Source organism: Bacillus sp. FSL R5-0439 (genome assembly GCF_038008805.1).
Lineage (GTDB): Bacteria > Bacillota > Bacilli > Bacillales > Bacillaceae > Bacillus > Bacillus safensis.
Genome location: NZ_JBBOZW010000001.1, coordinates 839698 through 857605 on the forward strand (window position 1 = coordinate 839698; position 17908 = coordinate 857605).

20 protein-coding genes are annotated in these 17908 nt (G+C 41.8%); 16 read left to right on the forward strand and 4 right to left on the reverse strand.

The genetic code is table 11. The features are described from left to right. Position 1 precedes the first annotated feature (1 nt). Together NST59_RS04085 and NST59_RS04090 are read right to left on the reverse strand one after the other, a co-directional pair. On the reverse strand, positions 2–346 hold the full coding sequence (locus NST59_RS04085) for a DMT family transporter (protein WP_047202046.1): 345 nt from the start codon (positions 344–346) through the stop codon (positions 2–4). An 80-nt stretch (positions 347–426) separates the two neighbouring features. Next, positions 427–1005, reverse strand: a complete 579-nt coding sequence (locus NST59_RS04090) for a TetR family transcriptional regulator (protein ID WP_126681428.1) — start codon at positions 1003–1005, stop codon at positions 427–429. Positions 1006–1181: 176 nt separating this feature from the next. Between NST59_RS04090 and NST59_RS04095 the strand changes: the two genes are divergently transcribed. The 7 genes from NST59_RS04095 to NST59_RS04125 all read left to right on the forward strand — a co-directional run bounded on the left by NST59_RS04095 (position 1182) and on the right by NST59_RS04125 (position 8608). Next, entirely contained in the window at positions 1182–1727 is a 546-nt protein-coding gene (locus tag NST59_RS04095) for a VanZ family protein (RefSeq protein ID WP_126681339.1), read from the forward strand. After that, positions 1728–2192 (forward strand): DUF6884 domain-containing protein, encoded by a 465-nt coding sequence (locus tag NST59_RS04100; RefSeq protein WP_039177212.1) that lies wholly within the window; start codon positions 1728–1730, stop codon positions 2190–2192. A 152-nt stretch (positions 2193–2344) separates the two neighbouring features. Beyond that, entirely contained in the window at positions 2345–2974 is a 630-nt protein-coding gene (locus tag NST59_RS04105; RefSeq protein ID WP_144490818.1) for a rhamnogalacturonan acetylesterase, read from the forward strand. Between the two features lie 154 nt (positions 2975–3128). After that, positions 3129–4169, forward strand: a complete 1041-nt coding sequence (locus NST59_RS04110) for an NAD(P)/FAD-dependent oxidoreductase (RefSeq protein ID WP_024425818.1) — start codon at positions 3129–3131, stop codon at positions 4167–4169. A gap of 69 nt (positions 4170–4238) precedes the next feature. Further along, positions 4239–5843: a helix-turn-helix domain-containing protein gene (locus NST59_RS04115; protein ID WP_144490819.1), complete on the forward strand. Its 1605-nt coding sequence runs from the start codon at positions 4239–4241 to the stop codon at positions 5841–5843. Positions 5844–5953: 110 nt separating this feature from the next. Next, the gene (locus tag NST59_RS04120) at positions 5954–6880 is read left to right on the forward strand and encodes an ABC transporter substrate-binding protein (protein ID WP_039177229.1); all 927 of its coding nucleotides are present in this window, start codon (positions 5954–5956) and stop codon (positions 6878–6880) included. Positions 6881–6892: 12 nt separating this feature from the next. Continuing rightward, positions 6893–8608 carry an ABC transporter ATP-binding protein gene (locus tag NST59_RS04125; RefSeq protein WP_144490820.1) on the forward strand — a complete coding sequence of 572 codons (1716 nt, stop codon included), beginning with the start codon at positions 6893–6895 and terminating at the stop codon, positions 8606–8608. A gap of 62 nt (positions 8609–8670) precedes the next feature. On the opposite strand, the gene NST59_RS04130 is transcribed toward NST59_RS04125, so the two are convergent. Beyond that, the gene (locus NST59_RS04130; RefSeq protein WP_144490821.1) at positions 8671–8997 is read right to left on the reverse strand and encodes a YnfA family protein; all 327 of its coding nucleotides are present in this window, start codon (positions 8995–8997) and stop codon (positions 8671–8673) included. A 361-nt stretch (positions 8998–9358) separates the two neighbouring features. Here NST59_RS04130 and NST59_RS04135 point away from each other — a divergent pair, with 361 nt between their 5' ends. The 6 genes from NST59_RS04135 (at position 9359) to NST59_RS04160 (ending at position 13209) form a co-directional block, all read left to right on the forward strand. Next, positions 9359–9925, forward strand: coding sequence for an RNA polymerase sigma factor (locus NST59_RS04135; RefSeq protein ID WP_039177235.1), 567 nt, complete (start codon positions 9359–9361; stop codon positions 9923–9925). Beyond that, positions 9922–10668, forward strand: coding sequence for an anti-sigma factor (locus NST59_RS04140; RefSeq protein WP_144490822.1), 747 nt, complete (start codon positions 9922–9924; stop codon positions 10666–10668). The genes NST59_RS04135 and NST59_RS04140 overlap by 4 nt, the downstream gene beginning before the upstream one ends. Before the next feature lie 100 nt (positions 10669–10768). Further along, positions 10769–11272, forward strand: a complete 504-nt coding sequence (locus NST59_RS04145) for a hypothetical protein (protein ID WP_144490823.1) — start codon at positions 10769–10771, stop codon at positions 11270–11272. A 90-nt stretch (positions 11273–11362) separates the two neighbouring features. After that, entirely contained in the window at positions 11363–12388 is a 1026-nt protein-coding gene (locus tag NST59_RS04150; protein ID WP_144490824.1) for a zinc-binding alcohol dehydrogenase family protein, read from the forward strand. Continuing rightward, positions 12385–12912 (forward strand): YfiT family bacillithiol transferase, encoded by a 528-nt coding sequence (locus NST59_RS04155; protein ID WP_144490825.1) that lies wholly within the window; start codon positions 12385–12387, stop codon positions 12910–12912. Before NST59_RS04150 ends, NST59_RS04155 begins: the two co-directional genes overlap by 4 nt. 12 nt (positions 12913–12924) lie before the next feature. Beyond that, the gene (locus tag NST59_RS04160; RefSeq protein WP_144490826.1) at positions 12925–13209 is read left to right on the forward strand and encodes a hypothetical protein; all 285 of its coding nucleotides are present in this window, start codon (positions 12925–12927) and stop codon (positions 13207–13209) included. Positions 13210–13232: 23 nt separating this feature from the next. Here the strand turns inward: NST59_RS04160 and NST59_RS04165 are convergent, their stop codons facing one another. Next, on the reverse strand, positions 13233–13712 hold the full coding sequence (locus tag NST59_RS04165) for a MarR family transcriptional regulator (protein WP_024425228.1): 480 nt from the start codon (positions 13710–13712) through the stop codon (positions 13233–13235). 169 nt (positions 13713–13881) lie between these two features. Between NST59_RS04165 and mprF the strand changes: the two genes are divergently transcribed. From mprF to NST59_RS04180, 3 genes are all read left to right on the forward strand, one after another. After that, positions 13882–16452, forward strand: a complete 2571-nt coding sequence (gene mprF, locus NST59_RS04170) for a bifunctional lysylphosphatidylglycerol flippase/synthetase MprF (RefSeq protein WP_144490827.1) — start codon at positions 13882–13884, stop codon at positions 16450–16452. 92 nt (positions 16453–16544) lie between these two features. Then, positions 16545–17093, forward strand: coding sequence for a thioredoxin family protein (locus NST59_RS04175; RefSeq protein ID WP_039177253.1), 549 nt, complete (start codon positions 16545–16547; stop codon positions 17091–17093). 333 nt (positions 17094–17426) lie between these two features. Next, positions 17427–17894 carry a thiol-disulfide oxidoreductase DCC family protein gene (locus tag NST59_RS04180; RefSeq protein WP_039177256.1) on the forward strand — a complete coding sequence of 156 codons (468 nt, stop codon included), beginning with the start codon at positions 17427–17429 and terminating at the stop codon, positions 17892–17894. The last annotated feature ends 14 nt before the right edge of the window (positions 17895–17908 follow it).

Below are 17908 nucleotides of genomic sequence, written 5' to 3' on the forward strand. Positions count from 1 at the left end.
GTTATACCGCTTCTCCTTTCTGCTCATGTGCATCTCCATCAGACACTTTCAGTCCAATAATCCCGAGAATTAAAATGCCCATAAATAAGAGTTTTTCAAATGAAAACGAACCGCCAAACAGGGCATAATCCATCAAAGATGTCCCAATCGTTCCAACACCGGCAAACACGGCGTACACAGTCCCTGTCGGCAGCTTTTCGCAGGCCTTCATTAAAAAATAAAAATCAACCGGGATCAGGCAGATAATGATGGCCCACTCCCACAACGCATCTGCTCTATTTAAACCAAACACCCAAAGTAATTCGAATAAACAAGTGAGTGCAACATACATCCAGCTTTTTTTCATTGTATTTCCTCCTAAAACTCAAAACTGACGATTCGTCATTTTAAAGCCAAAAAAGAGCGTACAGCAAGTGCTGTACTAAGTTAAGGTGTCTCTATGCCAAGTGCGTAAAGAAGAAATTGCTTCACCTCTCGCTTTTGAATCAGAACCTCTTCTGTATCTGTTTCCGTAAATAAGTACATTTGCTCAGCAGACGATTCGAGTAAACCAATAATGAATTTCGCCGCGTATTGACAGTTCAAATTCGCACGGACTCGGTTATCCTGCTTTGCTTTTTCTAGAAAAGCAGCGACCCATTTGTAAATCGGCTCATAAATATCTTCCCATTCCTTTAAATGCTCGGTGGCGGCTAAGCCTGAGTAGGTGAGGGCAAGGACATCACGGTATTTCCTTGTAAAAGCAAAAATAAATTCAACAAGCGCATCTGCTTGATCGAGGACATCTGCATGCTGAGTGAATTCCTTTTCGATCGCAGGCACCATCTGAGCGATCAGATGTTCAGCGATCGCAGGCATGACGGAAAGCTTTGAAGGAAAATATAAATAAAACGTTCCTTGCGCTACTCCTGCTGCTTTCACAATATCCGAAATGGTCGTCTTTTCAATGCCTTTTTCTTTAAACGCATCAATCGCAGCAAGCATAATCTTTTCTCGTTTCGACATATCATCACCGACCTTAAATGACTGAATGTCATTCAGTTTAGCGAGAAAATGACGATTTGTCAATATGGTTTTCTCTTCATTGAATGTGAGAATAAGTGATGAATAGATGCAGGCAAGCCTGAATAAGCTGTAAATATGGTCAAGCATCATCATGTGAGAAAGGGGCAGCTTTCTGTATGACATCCAGTGCTATGTTTTCCATTGCTTATTTTCTCCTGCTCGTCCCGCTCTATTTACATATGAGATACAGACAGGCAAAGAAGCAACATCGTTTTATCTATTTACGAACAGAATTGGTCCTTGCCTGCCTGTTTATTTATACGAATGTTTTATTATATTTGACGGTCTTTCCAAATCGTTTTTCCGCCCCAAGGGATCAGGTGAGTGTGAATCTCATGCCTTTGCAGTCCATTTATCAAAATCTTCACGCCTACCATCACGGCTACCCAAATCTCGTCTTTTTAAATTTAGCAGGGAACATATTGTTATTTGTCCCACTCGGTTTTTTTCTTTATCAAGCCTTTCGAACGATGCGCTGGCAAAAGGCGGTTCTTGGCGGCTTTCTCCTGTCAACCATGATCGAAGTGCTCCAATGGATGTTCTCGCAATCTGGTATCATTACAAGAAGCAGCGATATTGATGATATTCTTTTAAATACACTTGGCACAGCGCTAGGCTGTATCGTGTATCAGATCTATCGAAAAAGGAAGGAGAAAACCTGAGTGAAGCGAGTTTGTATTATTCCATGTGGCGCGAAGAAAATTTGGGACGTCGATCCAGAGGCAGGAAGCCAGCCAGCGAACCTTGTTTATTTAAGTCCCCTGCATCAGCGTACGAAAAGCTATGCTCAAACGTTCTTTTCAGACTGGATGATCTTATCAGCGAAGCACGGATTCTTAAAGGCAGATGATATCATACATGAAAATTATGATGTGGCTTTTGGTATACCGCATGCTAAGCAGATCACACGAGAAGAACTGAGCCGGCAATTTCATCAAAAAAATCTTTTCGCATATGATGAACTGGTGGTACTAGGTGGGAAGAAATATCGAAAAGTGATCGACCCTTTATTACATCCTCATCAAAAAGCGAATTACCCGCTGGCTCCATATAAAGGAATTGGCTATATGCTTCAGGCGTTACATCAAGCAGTGGAATCAAAAATAGAACTTCCGCCGCATATTTAACACATTCACATCTACCGGTAAGCAGGGTTTTGACCATTAAAAAGAGAATAATTGAAATAGCGATGCTGATTGTTTCATATCTTTTCAGCAGCCACTAGGATGCCCGTATCGCTCGGGTGAAGTGGCTCAATGAAAAAGGGAGGCGTATGAACATGACAACCATCTATTTAGCTGGTGATTCGACCGTTTCATCTTATCCAGATCGTCCTGTTCAAGGAGGATGGGGAGAGTTTTTACACCGCTATACAGCTCACGGCGTTCACGTCGACAATCGTGCCATTGGTGGAAGAAGCTCAAAAACATTCATTGAAGAAGGACGCCTTGATAACATATTGGCTGACATTCAGCCAGGAGACTGGCTTTTCACACAAATGGGGCACAATGATGCTTCCAAGGAGAAGCCCGAGCGCCATACAGATCCTTTCACGACGTATAAAAGCTACCTGTCTCAATATATTCACGGAGCAAGGGCAAAAGGGGCAACACCACTTTTACTCACTCCAGTCGGCCGTTTTCATGAAAAAGACGGAGAATATATCAACGATTTTCCTGATTACTGTGCCGCTATGAAAGAATTAGCCGATGAAGAAGAAGTTCTTCTCGTCGATTTAAATACCGCAAGTCTTCAGTTTTATCAAATTTCCGGCATAGAGAAAACGACCTCTTACTTTATGCTGTCAACAGGAATTGAGGATCGCACGCACTTTACAAAAGAAGGCGCAGATGCGATTGCAAGACTTGTTTCTCTTGAATTAAAAGACCTTGGTTTAACGATCGTGTGATGAATGACAGGACGAGTGAGCGCTCGTCCTGTTCTTTTTTTTGCAGAAAGCTATTGATTCCCTTCACTAGAGTAGACTACAATAGATACATATGATAATGAGAATCAATATCACTGATAAATAGATCATTCGATGGAAAACTGGAGGGACTCAAATGACAGATCAGCTTGAATTGTTTGACGTCACCATTATTGGCGGCGGGCCAGCAGGCATGTACACCGCCTTTTATAGTGGGATGCGGGACTTAAAGACGAAGGTACTTGAGTACAACGAAAGCCTTGGTGGGAAGATCCTTCTGTATCCTGAAAAGGTCATTTGGGATGTCGGCGGTTTGCCGCCAACAAGAGGAGAACAGCTGATACAGCAGCTGGAAACTCAGGCGAAAACATTTGAACCAGAGATTGCACTGAATCAAAAAATCACGTCATTCGAGCGAGATGAACATAATCATATCCTGCTGACGGCTGAAAATGGTGATCGTCATTTGACAAAGACCCTCATATTAGCGATGGGTCACGGCATTCCAGTTCAGCGGAAACTTGAAATCGAGCATGCGGACCGCTATGAAGTGACAAACCTTTATTACACTGTCCAAGAGCTCAAGACATTTGCAGGGAAGCGGGTTGTGATTTCTGGAGGCGGCGACTCAGCGGTTGACTGGGCCAATGCCCTTGCTCCAATTGCTGAAAGTGTCACCGTTGTGCATCGCCGTGACATGTTTGGCGGACATGAGAAAAACGTCGCCAATATGAAGGCAACTTGCAAACGAATTTTAACCCCGCATGAACTGACAGAACTGCATGGTCAAGGTGACAAAATTGATGCCGTCACCATTCAAAACATAGAGACAGGTGAAAAAGAACGAATCGAAACAGATGCTGTGATCGTTAATCACGGGATGAAAGGCGATTTAAGCGTGCTATCAGAATGGGGTCTCAAGCAAGGTGAATGGGGACTGATCGAGGTTAATGAAAAAATGGAAACCAATTTACCGGGCGTCTATGCGGTAGGCGATTTGTGTACACATAAAAGCAAGGTCCGCTTAATTGCTGGTACGTTTGTTGATGGAGTCAATGCGCTGAATAGCGCAAAGCTTTACATCGAACCAGAAGCCGAAAAAGTGGCATACGTTTCCTCTCATAATGAACGCTTTAAGGAGAAAAACAAAGAATTACAAACAGCTGGAGCTCGCTGATGAATATCCAGTCAAACATTGAAGTGCTAAAATTTTAGCACTTTTTTTATATGGAAGGAGAAAGAGAAAATGACAACCCGTCCTCATACCATTCTGCGCATGAAAGAAAGTAAAGAGCGATCTCTTTCTGTCAAACAAACAGTCTCCTGGCATACATCTTTCCCTATGTTCTTGACATGCGACGGATCTGTGAGAATTGAAATGGAAGGATTGCAATATCAGCTAAACGCAAAAGACAGTATGTTGATCCGCTCAGGTATCAATGTCATGCTCCAATCTTTATCCAACGAACAGGTGGCGATTTATACGATCACATTTGATCAGTTTATTTTGACAAATGATGCGCAAAATGAATTGGTTTTTAAGATGAGCTATGATGATCTGCCAGATAATGGAGCAATGGTCAAAGGCTCTGCCGTGCTGTTTTCTTACATCAAACAAATGAAGGTGAGTCAGTGCATCCGAGAACAGGAGAAAAGGCTGGAGGACATCATGCACATTTTTCACCGTCAATCCAAGCCATACGCTGAGAAGGTGCATTATTCAATTGAAATGATTTTGCAGTATATGGCGCAGCATTATGAAAAAAAGCTTACGAGAAAAGACTTAGCCCATAAGATGGGTTTTCATGAGAGTTATTTTTCGACCTTTTTCAAACAAAGTATGGGACAGAGTGTGAGTGATTATATTGCACAAATTCGAATAGATGAAGCAAAAAAACGGCTTCTGCAAACAGATGATCAAATTCAAATGATTGCGCGGCAAGTGGGCTATACAGACAGTTTATATTTCAGCAGGAAATTCAGGCAGAAGACAGGAAGGTCCCCTAGTCAGTTCCGAAACAATCGAAGACCAGAGCGGATTGCTGCTTTTCAATTTGTCGGGTTATTGGGCGCGCTAGGCATTCGCCCTGTCTGCATTGACCAAGATACCTTTCACCATTCAGATATACTCAAAGATCAGCTGGCCGGTACGCTGGTCATAGATGAACACACGCCTGATGACGTATTCAAATCACTTCAACTAGATTTAATCATTATTCCTAACTATTTTTATTCGAAGCCTGCGTTGATCAAGCGGTTGGAGCGAATTGCCCCTGTCCTTGTTCTGCCATATGCCGGTGGTCATGTTGTACAAGAGGTCTTATCTACAGGGCGCCTGTTAGGAAGAGAGAAAGAGGCAGTTGATTGGGTGAAACGCTTTGAACATCTGAGTCAAAAGGCAAGAAATGATCTATCTTCCTTTAGGGAAAAAGGAGAGACAGTGGCGATTTATGAAATGAGAGGACATGACAAAGTGTACATGTGGTCCTATGATGCTAGAGGTGCCTTCTACCTTTACGAAACGCTTGACTTAAAGCCTCCGAAGACGATTCTAGAAGAAGTTCTTCTCCCCAATCAACATACAGTCATTCCTTTAGAAAGGTTAAGAGAATACGAGGCGGATCACATGTTTTTTATTGTAGGTGTTGAACATGGGTGGTATGAACAAATGGATCAGCGGATGGAGGAAAGCGATGTTCTTCGTCAATTGTCCGCTGTGAAAAATGGAACCTTCTACCCATTAAAACTAGAGGATTTTCGATTTGATGAAGGAGAGCGGGCTCTTCATTTGATTGACCGTTTTGTCTCCCGATTGACTGAGGCAGCCAATCCAACAATTGTCCATATGTAAGTTGCGAGAATCCTCCATAGACCACTTCGTATGAGGTTGGTAGAATACATGAGACTAGTAATTGATAACTATTCTCATTTGTATCGGAGAAATGAAGGAGGAATACTCATATGAAAAAGACATATTGGATATGTGCTGTCATCTTCATGCTGGTATTGTCAGCCTGTGGCAAAAAAGAAGAAGCCAAAACGGCAGAAACAGAGCAGCAAACGAAAACCATTGAGACTGTTAAAGGAAAAATCGACATTCCAGCAAACCCAAAACGCGTTCTCATAGATGGATATTTAGGCAGTGCAATTGCATTGGATGTTCACCCTGTAGGTGCAACGACTCAAGATTTAAAGAATGTACACTTGAAGGACAAGATCAAAGGTATAGAGGACATTAGTGACGAGCGTTCAGCTGAAAAAGCACTCAGCTTAAAGCCTGATCTAATTATCACCGCAGTACAGGATGAAAAAGTCTATGATGTGTATAAAAAAATAGCACCAACACTCGTATATCCTTACAATTCATTCAAAGACGCACATGAAGAAATCACAACTTTGGCCAAGGTGTTAAACAAAGAAGAGGAAGGAAAGGCGTTTCTCGCCTCCTTTGACAAACGAATCGAAGCAGCTCGAAAAAAAGTAAAATCTGTATTAAAAGAGAATGAAACAGTTTCTATCATGGGCGCATTTAAAAATGATGTGTTTGTGTATGGGAACGGAATTTACCGAGGTGGACAAGCACTATATCAACAATTGAAAGTGAATCCGCCAAAAGAGGTCAAAGATACAATTTTAAATAGTAAAACAGGCTATGAGGTACTCTCCTATGAAACCCTTCCGAAATATGCAGGGGATTATATATTCATTGATGAATCCAATGGCGGGACATTTGATAAAAATAATTCCATCTGGAAGAGTTTAAAAGCTGTCAAAAAGGAACAGACCTATCAACTGGATGCAGAATTCTTTTGGCCTTATGATCCCATTGCAGTCATGAATCAAGCTGAAAAGTTTGCTGATTTATTGACAGATTTATCTCATCATTAGGAGGTCTGTCAATTGTTCAAACGTTTTTTTTCATACTACAAACCCTATATGGGGCTGTTTATATTAGATTTTTCCTGTGCGGTACTAGCGGCCTTACTCGAACTATCCTTTCCGCTAGCCATCAGTAAAGTGATGGACGATTTACTGCCAAATGGTGATTGGGAAGCCATTTGGTTCTGGGGCAGTTTGCTGCTCATTTTATATGTCATCAGTTCCACCATGCATTACGTTGTGACTTATTTTGGCCATAAGCTGGGGATCAATATTGAGACCGATATGAGGAATCAACTATTCTCTCATGTACAAAGAATGTCCTTCCGTTTCTTTGACCAAAAGAAAACAGGCAAGCTCGTTTCCCGCATGACCAATGATTTAATGGATATTGGAGAGATGGCACATCACGGCCCAGAGGATTTATTTATCGCCATCATGACATTAACGGGTGCGTTTGGCCTCATGCTATCGATTAACTGGCAGCTTGCGGTTCTCACATTTATTGTCGTTCCATTCCTGATCGGATTATCTGTCTACTTTACGAAAAAAATGTCTGCTGCTTTTGATAAAATGTTTTCAAGCATTGGACAATTCCATTCACGTGTGGAAAACAATATTAGCGGCATTCGTGTGGTGAAAGCATTCGGGAATGAGTCACATGAAATGGATCGGTTTATCGAGCATAACGAGCAGTTTAGAAAAACAAAACTGACCACATATCAAATGATGGCACTGCATACAGCAGTGAGTCATTTACTCATTAAAAGTGTCACCGTATTTGGGCTCGTGTGTGGTGCATGGTTTGTGCTGCAAAAAAATATGACATATGGTGAATTTGTTTCATTCGTCCTTTTAACAGGTATTTTCTTAGGACCCATTCAGCAAATCAATGCAGTCATTGAAATGTATCCAAAAGGTGCAGCTGGCTTTAAACGATTCGCATCACTGATCGATCAAACACCAGATGAAAAGGATGATGAGGATGCAATCGAAGTCGATCAGTTAAAAGGGAATATCACTTTTGAGCATGTATCATTTCAATATGAACCAAACAAACCTGTGCTGCATGACATCAATCTTGAGGTCAAACAAGGAGAGAAAATTGCCATCGTCGGGCCATCTGGTGCCGGCAAATCGACCCTTTGCAATCTGCTTCCCCGTTTTTATGAATGGCAGGAGGGGAGCATTACAATTGATGGCATAGAAACGCGAAAGATGACACTTGCATCGCTGCGCGCACAAATTGGTGTCGTGCAGCAGGAGATTTATTTATTCCATGGGACGATACGTGAAAACATCCTATACGGCAAACTGAATGCATCTGAAGAAGAGATTTGGCAGGCAGTAGAGAAGGCTCAGCTGACGGACTTAGTCAATAGTTTGCCAAAAGGACTTGATACGATGATCGGTGAGCGTGGGATGATGTTATCTGGAGGACAAAAACAGCGTATCTCGATAGCACGTATTTTCTTGAAAAATCCGCCCATTTTCATTTTAGATGAGGCGACCTCTTCGCTTGATACTGAGACAGAGTCATTTATCCAAGCATCATTAGAAGAGCTGGCTGAAGGCCGAACGACCTTTATCATTGCTCATCGTTTAGCGACAATTCAGCATGCCGACTGCATTATTGTTCTCACAAAAGAAGGCGTAAAAGAGCAAGGAAAACATGAAGAGTTACTCAAAATAGATGGTCTGTATCGTCGTTTATACGAAACACAATTTAGAATGTAAGATTCGAAAAGAAGACAAAGGGCTAAAATAAACATCATTTTAGCCCTTTTTGATGTTAGAAATTAACTGCGCGGCGCAAATAATATCACACTGACTCCAGCCAAACAGATCAAAGACCCCATCCAGTCATATAGATCAGGTGTTTTTCGATCGACCCACCAGCCCCAGAATACAGCAAGAATGACAAAAACACCGCCATAGGCAGCATAAACCCGTCCGAAAGTCGGAAACTGCTGAAAGGTCGGAATGACGCCATATGCGACTAGGATAAGGCTGCCGGCGATCCCGAAGCTGACAGGCTTTGCTTCACGGAGCCAAAGCCACACCAAATAGCCGCCGCCAATTTCTGCTAAACCTGCTAATAAAAAAAGAACTATCGTCACCATCATATATGGACACTCCAATTTCTCCAATTTACACCCTATTATGACATGCGGAAAGAATGCGTTCTACCTCAATTGAATGGAGAGGGAGACGAGATTTTTGCTATAATCAGCTAATTAGAGAGTGAGTGGTCACACATGGATTCTTGACTTTTGTATCATGAGTGATCCAAATGGTCTGTTATGTCGTAAAGTAAGTACATTCTCATGAGGAGCACACTTCCTTTTTCAGCGCTCTTTTTTTCTCCTTGAAAAAAGAGTAAAGTACAAGGTAGGCTTATTTCAGTAAATCGAGTGATAAGCAATACGTGAAGGATTTCATGATGGATGCGCATGCTCTTTCTCATGAAAAAGGAAGGAGATGACCATGGACACACTGAAAGATTTTGAGCTGTATCACAAGATCAAATATGATCGTCACAAGCCCTCGCTTGAAGTGCTGTACGATCGCTATGAACGTGTATTATATTCGTTTATTTATAAAATGACTGGAAACCGTGAGCTCGCGGAGGAAGTGCTTCAAGAGGTCTTTATCAAGCTCTGGCGCGGCATAGGAGAATATCATACGGATAAAGGGAAATTCTCTTCGTGGTTATTCATGATGTCACGCAACACGGCCATTGATCTTTTAAGAAAGCACCGGAATGAAACGGCTTTGGAAGATGAGCATATTGAATATTTAGCCGATCATCAAGAAGATGTATCAAAAGAAGTGGAATGGAAAGAGGAAAAACAGATCATACGTGAAGCAGTATCTACATTGTCAAAAGAACAGCAAACCATCATAGAAGATGTCTATTTTAAAGGAATGACACAAAAGAGCATCGCTGAAAAGCTGGGCATCCCTATTGGTACGGTAAAGGGAAGGGTTCGATTGTCTTTGAAGCATTTGCGATCGAAACTGTCTCGCGGAGGAAAGGAGGAAGAGGCATGACTCAGTGTAAACATCAAGTGATTGATTATTTCAACGGGCATTTGCAAGGAGAAGAAAAAATGCAATTTGAAGAGCACATCAAGCACTGCCCAGCTTGCAAAGAAGAGCTTGAAGAATTGACAGCGCTCATGTCTGACATTCCACTTCTAGCCGAAGACCAAACACCTCCGGCAGGGATGAAAGACCGTATTTTATCCCAGGTGTTTGAAGAAGAGACAGTCGAAGAAAACAATAGCGATAGAAAAGAGCAAAAGGCTGCACCTGAGCCAAACGAAATCAAACCGCTGCAAAAGAAACGAAACCAATGGCTATTACCGCTCGTTGCCGCACTGCTTCTTATTTCAGCAGCTGGAAATGTGTATTTCTTATCGAATGGAAAACAGCAGGCGGAAGAATCTGTCAGGGTTGTTGCCACAAAATCACTGGCTTCTGCCGCATCACCAAAAACGACAGGTGCTTTCTCAGTGATAGAGCATAACGGCAAAAAAGAACTTGTTGTGAGTGCAGACGGCTTAAAGGGTCAACTTGATTCATCTGCTGTTTATCAAGTGTGGCTCATTAAAGGAGATCAGCCAGTGCCAGCCGGTGCTTTTAAAACAGATAACAACGGGGAAGGAACCGTCACCTATGCGTTATCTGAAAAAGAAGCAAACGAATCATGGGATACTGTGGCTGTTACCCTTGAACCAAAAAAGGATAACAAGCTTCCGCAAGGTCCAGTCGTACTAAGCGCTGCTTTTTAAGTTTGATTCATGAAAAGGATGCCTTCTTGAGGCATCCTTTTTTGATAGCGAAGGGGAACATTTCGGCAAATGAAACGTAGTACATATGGAGGTGAAACAGATGAAAACATCTATAGAAAAAGTCCTATTTCTTTTATCAATCAGACACGCATTGATTGCCTGTTATTTTTTAGTCTTTCCGTTCGTTGCACAAGTCCTTTATACCCCATCACCTTTATTGCTCGTCCTCATCGCTCTTTTTATGATTCATAACCTAACAGAAAGTATTATTTGGTTCTACAAATCGAGAAGGGTCAGAAAGCACCAGTCTGGTGATCTAACAAAACGCGGGCATGTCTTTAGCCAGCTCGTGCAAAGAGTTGAACAGCTCCTCATCGTCGGTTTTGTGATTCTTTTGATCAATGAATGGATACAGGGAAGAGTAGATCTAACTACTCTCTCATTCACTCTTTTTCTATTAATCATCGTTTTTCTGCAGCACATTCAGTTTTACTACGTTCAGCTGTTTTTTAAATCCAACAGCTGGTTCACTTATGTTTTTTCTTTGCAAAAGGCACGTCCTTCATACATGGCGAGAGAGCGAAAGGCCCTGAAGAGGTCATAAATGTGCCATCACTCGTTTGACCCAGCCATAAACATCAGAAAATTATGATAAAATGTGGAAAGAAAGAATGGAGAAAGGGAGTGCGAGCGAGTGAAAGCAGTTGGACTATTGGAGTATTTACCGATTGAGCATGAGCAAAGCCTGATGGATCAAGAGGTTGAAAAGCCTAAAGCGTCTGGCAGGGATGTACTGGTGAAGATAGAGGCTGTGTCCGTAAATCCAGTTGATACAAAGGTGAGATCACCGAAGGAACAGAAGGAAGAAAAACTGAAAATTCTTGGCTATGATGCAAGCGGTACGGTTGTTGAAGTGGGCGAAGCGTGTACATTATTTCAGCCAGGCGATCACGTGTACTATGCGGGAGATATTACGCGTCAAGGCTCGAATAGTGAATACCAGCTTGTGGATGAGCGTATTGTGGCGAAAAAGCCAGCTAATCTATCCTTTGCAGAAGCAGCCGCGATGCCCCTTACAACAATTACGGCTTATGAGGCTTTATTTGACCGGATGCATATGAAGCGGAATGCAGAAGGCGCAACCCTGCTGATCATTGGTGGTGCAGGCGGGGTTGGTTCAATTGCTATTCAACTTGCAAAATTAGCGAAGGCAACTGTGATCGCAACCGCATCAAGACCAGAAACAAAAGAGTGGTGTCTGTCATTAGGGGCCGATCATATCATTGATCATCATCAGCCGCTTCTCGCGCAGCTCGAGGAAAAAGGAATCGGCGAAGTGGATTTTATTTTATGCTTAAATGATACAGATGGACATTTCAAAGGCATGGCAGAAGCCATCAAACCGCAAGGCACGATCTGTACCATTGTCGAGAACAAGCACAACCTAGACATTCAGTTACTCAAAAATAAAAGTGCGGCATTTGTATGGGAATTCATGTTCACACGTCCTATGTATGAAACAGCGGACATGATCAAACAGCATGAGCTTTTGACAGAAGCGAGTGAGTTATTTGAGCAAGGAAAAATAACGCATACCTTAACAAAGGTTCTCAGTCCGATCAATGCTGCTAACTTGAAGCAGGCACATCAAACACTTGAGCAAGGAAAGATGATTGGAAAATTTGTGCTTGAAGGATTTGAGAGAGGAGAGAACATATGACGTCATTACAATATCCGATTGGCTTATATGAACCGGTAGAAACAAAAACGAGAGCACAGCTGGAAGCATGGATTGATGAGCTGGCTGCAATCCCTGAAGAGTATGAAGCGGTGACTGCACCGTTGACAGATGCACAGCTTGATACACCTTATCGGCCGGGAGGATGGACTGTTCGTCAGCTCATTCACCACGTAGCAGACAGCCATCTAAATGCATACTTACGATTCAAACTTGCTCTCACAGAAGATACACCGGACATACGTCCATATGATCAGGAGGGATTTGCCTCACTTCCTGACAGCAAGGCGCCCATCAGTTTATCTCTGCCTTTGATCAGCAGTCTGCATCGCAGGTGGGTCACTTTACTGCGGGGAATGTCAGAGGAAGACTTCAACGCTTCTTATTATCACCCTGCCGATCAACAAACAGTGTCCTTATATGATGCAACGGGAATGTACGTGTGGCATTCAAAGCATCACCTTGCCCATATTACGGAATTAATCAAAAGAAATCAGTGGAAGTAAAGGAGTAAACGCATGTCTGGAAGGAGAATTGTCGGCGCCATGTTTATCTGTATGGCGGCATTGTTTTATATAGCGAAATATGTTCTTTTTGAGATTCATTTTTTTAGAACGAGCTTTGATGATGAGGTCAGTAAATTTCAGCTTCTTGAAGAAGTGCTTCCTGGCGGTACGTGGATCAGTATCCTTTTTCTCATCATCGGCTTAGCCTATCTTTTATGGGATGATAGGGAAGTCATTCGTAAAAATCTTTTCACCCCAGATCGACAAGAAGAAACAAAAAAGACGGACCCCAAGTGACCGTCTTTTTTCCTTTTCTTTTGTTAGCCGCGTTCAGGACGCAGTGCTTTTTCTAAGATAGCAAGGCCTTCATTGACTTTTTCTTTTTCCTCGTCATTGAGCCGTTGTAGGGAATTTTTGATTTTTTCGTGTCCTTTTTGATAAATACTTCTGAAAATATTTTTCGCTTCCTCTGTCAGCTCTACGACAATGATTCTCCGGTCACGCTCAGAGTGCTTTCGCACGACAAAGTTAGACTGTTCTAACCGGTCAAGCAGACCTGTCATATTGGACAAAGAAGCGCCCATTTTTTCAGCGATTTCGGATACTTTGAGAGAGCCATGGTTATTGAGCAGCATGAGCACCTTCATTTGAGGCATACTCATATCAAGCTTCATCCATTCAGAAACATCTCCAAGACCTGCAGCTGTGAGCACTTTCATATAAAGAACCCATGTCTTTTTTTCCTCTGGAGATAGAATCTCTTCTTTTAATACGGTGGTGTCATGAATATTATATTCCACGCTTGTTCACTTCCTTTAAGCGGCTCTTTTTCTTTATATTACTGATTTTTACTTCTAATTGAAAGGTTCGTCAAGCTTTTGAATGTTAAACTGCATGAATCAAGTGGTATTTGTTGTATAATAATGTTCAGTTGAAATAATTGAAGCAACCTAGAAAGTTGGGAAAAACATGTGGAACAAAAAAACGGGTATGACGATCTTAAAAATGCTTTTTCCGATCGTGATTATCCTTGTCTTGATCTTTGTCGCGAAGCAGGAGCTAAGCGGACTTTCCATTAAAAAGACGTTTTATATTATTGACAGCTTGAACCGAATGGATTTGTTTATTCTTGTCTTTCTTGGACTTGTTGCGGTTTTATCGATGTCCTTATATGATTTTATTTTACGGAAAAGCCTAAATATGCCGATCAGCGGTTGGAAAACGATTCGCATTTCCTGGATTGCAAACTCCTTTAACAGTGTTCTTGGATTCGGCGGTCTATCAGGAGCAGGGCTTAGAACGCTTCTCTATAAGGAGTACATAACAGATACGAAAAAACTGCTGAAAGGCATTGCCCTTTTGACTTCCTCTGTCCTTTTGGGCTTATCTATTTTCAGTGATCTGATCTTGGTCAGGGTGCTTCCTGTTGAAAGTATTATCAGCCAGGAGCCGTGGCTATGGGCATTTGTCATTATCTTTGCCTGTATTGTACCAATATATATCGTCATGGCTTCCATTCGAAAAAGCTCGATTGAGAGCGGTGAAAATGGACTAAAGCATCCAATTTACGCTTATATCGGTGCATCGTTTTTAGAATGGCTGGCAGCTGGACTTGTCATGTACATGGCTGTCGTCTCTATGGGAATGAATGTCGATGTCCGAATTGTATTAGGTGTATTTGCGATTGCATCAATTGGCGGTTTAATCAGTATGGTTCCGGGCGGATTTGGTTCGTTTGACCTCATCTTTTTACTGAGCATGCAGTACATTGGTTTTGATAAAGAGATGGTTCTGACGGCGCTCGTCTTGTATCGCTTCGTGTACTCAATCTTCCCGTTTATCCTAGGGCTTTGTCTAGCTGCTTACGATTTAACGGGCACGACGCTTAGACGTCTTGAAGGCAATCCGAAAATGGCACCTGCCATTGAAACAACGAACGTCTTAATTGTTTTGCACCGTGCTTTATTAATCCGGTTATTGTACGGATCTTTATCGATTTTAACCTTTGGAAGCGGCTTGCTCATCATGGCATCTGTTGTGCTTCCAGTCGATCGATTAGGTGTGATTACCAGCATTCCGCGCTTTCTTTTATCAGGATTTAATGGTCTTTCCTTAATGTTCGGAATCATTCTGATGATTTTGTCCATTGAAGTGTATAAAAGAACGAAAAGATCGTACGTGCTGACAATGATCTCTTTAGCAGGCGGTTTTGTGTTTACTTTGTTAAAGGGGTTTAACCTCAGTCTGATCTTTATTTTGCCAGTCATCATGGCTGTGTTTTTCTCTCTTCGAAATCAATTTGTGAAGCAGCAGGCACCTTATTCTTTGAATCAGTTTGTGGCGGCTGCCGCTGGATATTTATTCGTGCTCTTTAACTATAATGTCATTGGCAACTATATTTGGACAAAAATAGGGCATTTCTTGAGTAAGGATTATCTCGTTCACAATGAACGGCATATCACGATGACAAGCATGATTGCTCTCATCGGTGTCCCGCTTTTCTTCTTCATTAGTAAATTGATTTTTAATAAGAAAGCATTTCCGATTGGAGAAAAAGCAGATGAGGAAAAATTAAAAACGTTTTTAGAAGAAAAGGGCGGAAATGCCCTCAGTCATCTTGGCTTTTTAGGCGACAAAAAACTATTTTTCTCAAGTGACGGAGAAGCGATGCTTCAGTTTGGACGAATTGGCCGCTGCGTCATTGTGCTCGGAGATCCATCTGGACGTGAGGCGTCTTATCCGCTTGTACTTGAAGAGTTTTTACAGGAGACAGAAAAAGCCGGCTACCGCGTCGCTTTTTATCAAGTAGAACGAGAAGGGATGGCTCTTTATCATGACTTAGGCTTTCACTTCTTTAAGCTTGGGGAAGAAGCCATGGTCGATTTAGAAACGTTTACTCTGTCAGGTAAGAAAAAATCAAATTTACGAGCTGTGGCGAATAAATTTGAACGAGAAGGCTACACCTTTGAAATGCTGGAACCTCCCTTTTCAAATGAGTTGATCTCAACTTTAAAACAAATCTCTGACAGCTGGCTCGGAAAGAAGAAAGAAAAAGGATTTTCGCTCGGTTATTTTCAAGAAGACTATCTTCAAAAAGCACCGATTGCGATTCTAAAGGATGAACAAGGGCAAATCATTTCCTTTGTATCATTAATGCCGATGTATCAAGAAGGGGAGATTTCCATCGATTTAATGCGTCATATGCATGATGCACCGAACGGGATGATGGATGCGCTGTTTATCCACCTGTTTCAATGGGCGAAAGAAAAAGGCTATAAATCGTTTAACATGGGAATGGCACCTTTATCGAATGTGGGGACGTTCCATCAGTCCTTTCTTACGGAGCGTTTGGCGAGTGTTATTTTCAACAATGTCAGATATATGTACAGCTTCAGCGGTTTACGGTCGTTTAAACAGAAGTATAAGCCTGAATGGCGCGGGAAATATTTAGCGTATAAAAAAAATACGTCACTGCCTGTCACAATGGTGCTTGTCACCAAGCTGATTGGGACGGACCCAAATCGAAATCGGCGTCCATAAACCAAAAGACCTTTACCTTTCACTAGGTGAAGGTTTTTTTAGACAAAAGAATAGCAAAAGTGGTAAAGTTGAAGGGTAAGGGGGATGTTCATATGACATTAAATGAATGGTTTACAAAGGGATTAGCTGAACGTACATATGTACACAACATGGAGAAAAACCGGGAAAATCTACTCACGGTGTACAACCAGTACGCAATTCATCAAAAAGAAAAAGAGCTGCTTCAAAAGCTGCAAAAGAAAAAGCTCAGAGCACTTGTCATCACAGCGGATTGGTGCGGGGATGCAATGGTCAATGTCCCGATTTTCATGCGTATTGCAAATGAAGCACTCATTGATGCGCGCTATTTCATTCGGGATGAGAATCTAGACCTGATGGATCAGTATTTAACGAACGGGACCGCAAGATCGATTCCGATTATCGTCATCATTGATCAGGACGGAAATGAAGTGGGGAAATGGGGACCTCGCTCAGCAGAAGCACAGCGCTTTGTGGACGAGAAAAAACCGGACAAAGATGCACCTGATTATGAAGAAGCTTTTCAAGTATTTGCGAAAGAAGCCGCACATCACTATACGACAGACCGTTACTTATGGAAAGATATTGAGAAAGAAATAGTAGAAGTTTTGGCAAAAATATAAACCAAAAGACTACTTCGCCGCAATGGGAAGTAGTCTTTTTTTATCTTGTTTTTGCGTTTTACCTACAAAACCACCGCATAAAGGTGTAGAAAACCGCAGAATTCTATCAAAAACCGCAGAAAACCGCAAAGCACCACGATTTTCCCAACCACTTTTAGTTGAAAAACCTCATATATGCCATGAAATCAATGATTTTGCCCTTATCCAAAGGCTCATATAACGCACAAGGGTTGGCTTTTTCCCAATACAAGAGGCCCAGCAACTATAGTAATCTAGTTGTAATCTCCTTTGAACGAACTAAAAAAATGACAGAAAAGGACAGGCGATCAATTTATGAAAAAAATCATTTATCTCGATCAAGAAAAAAAGAAGCTCGCTGAATCGAAAAAAAGAGAACAGCGTTCCATCAAATCACTGAGACTGCTTGTGTTTTATGATGGACAAAGTCCTTCATGTGCAAAAATGATTGATTTGTTAAAATCACTCGATTGGAAAAATCGGATTCACTTTGAATCCTTTAGACACTCGCAGCTGCTCAGGCTGAATAAAATCAGTGAAGAGAAGGCGGAAAAACGAATCGTGTCTATTTCCCTAGCCAAAAATCAAAAGAATTCAGGGATCTATACTTGGCTGCGTATGGCTTGCCATATCCCTGCATTATGGGGAACGGTCCCATTCATCATGCTCAGTATATGGCTTGGCTTTGGACAGCATGCGTACGATTTTTTTGCAAAAAGACGGTATATTCATTCTGTCAAACGGATGAACCATCATGACACAGATCAACAAAAGACTATTTAATAAATAGAAAAAGC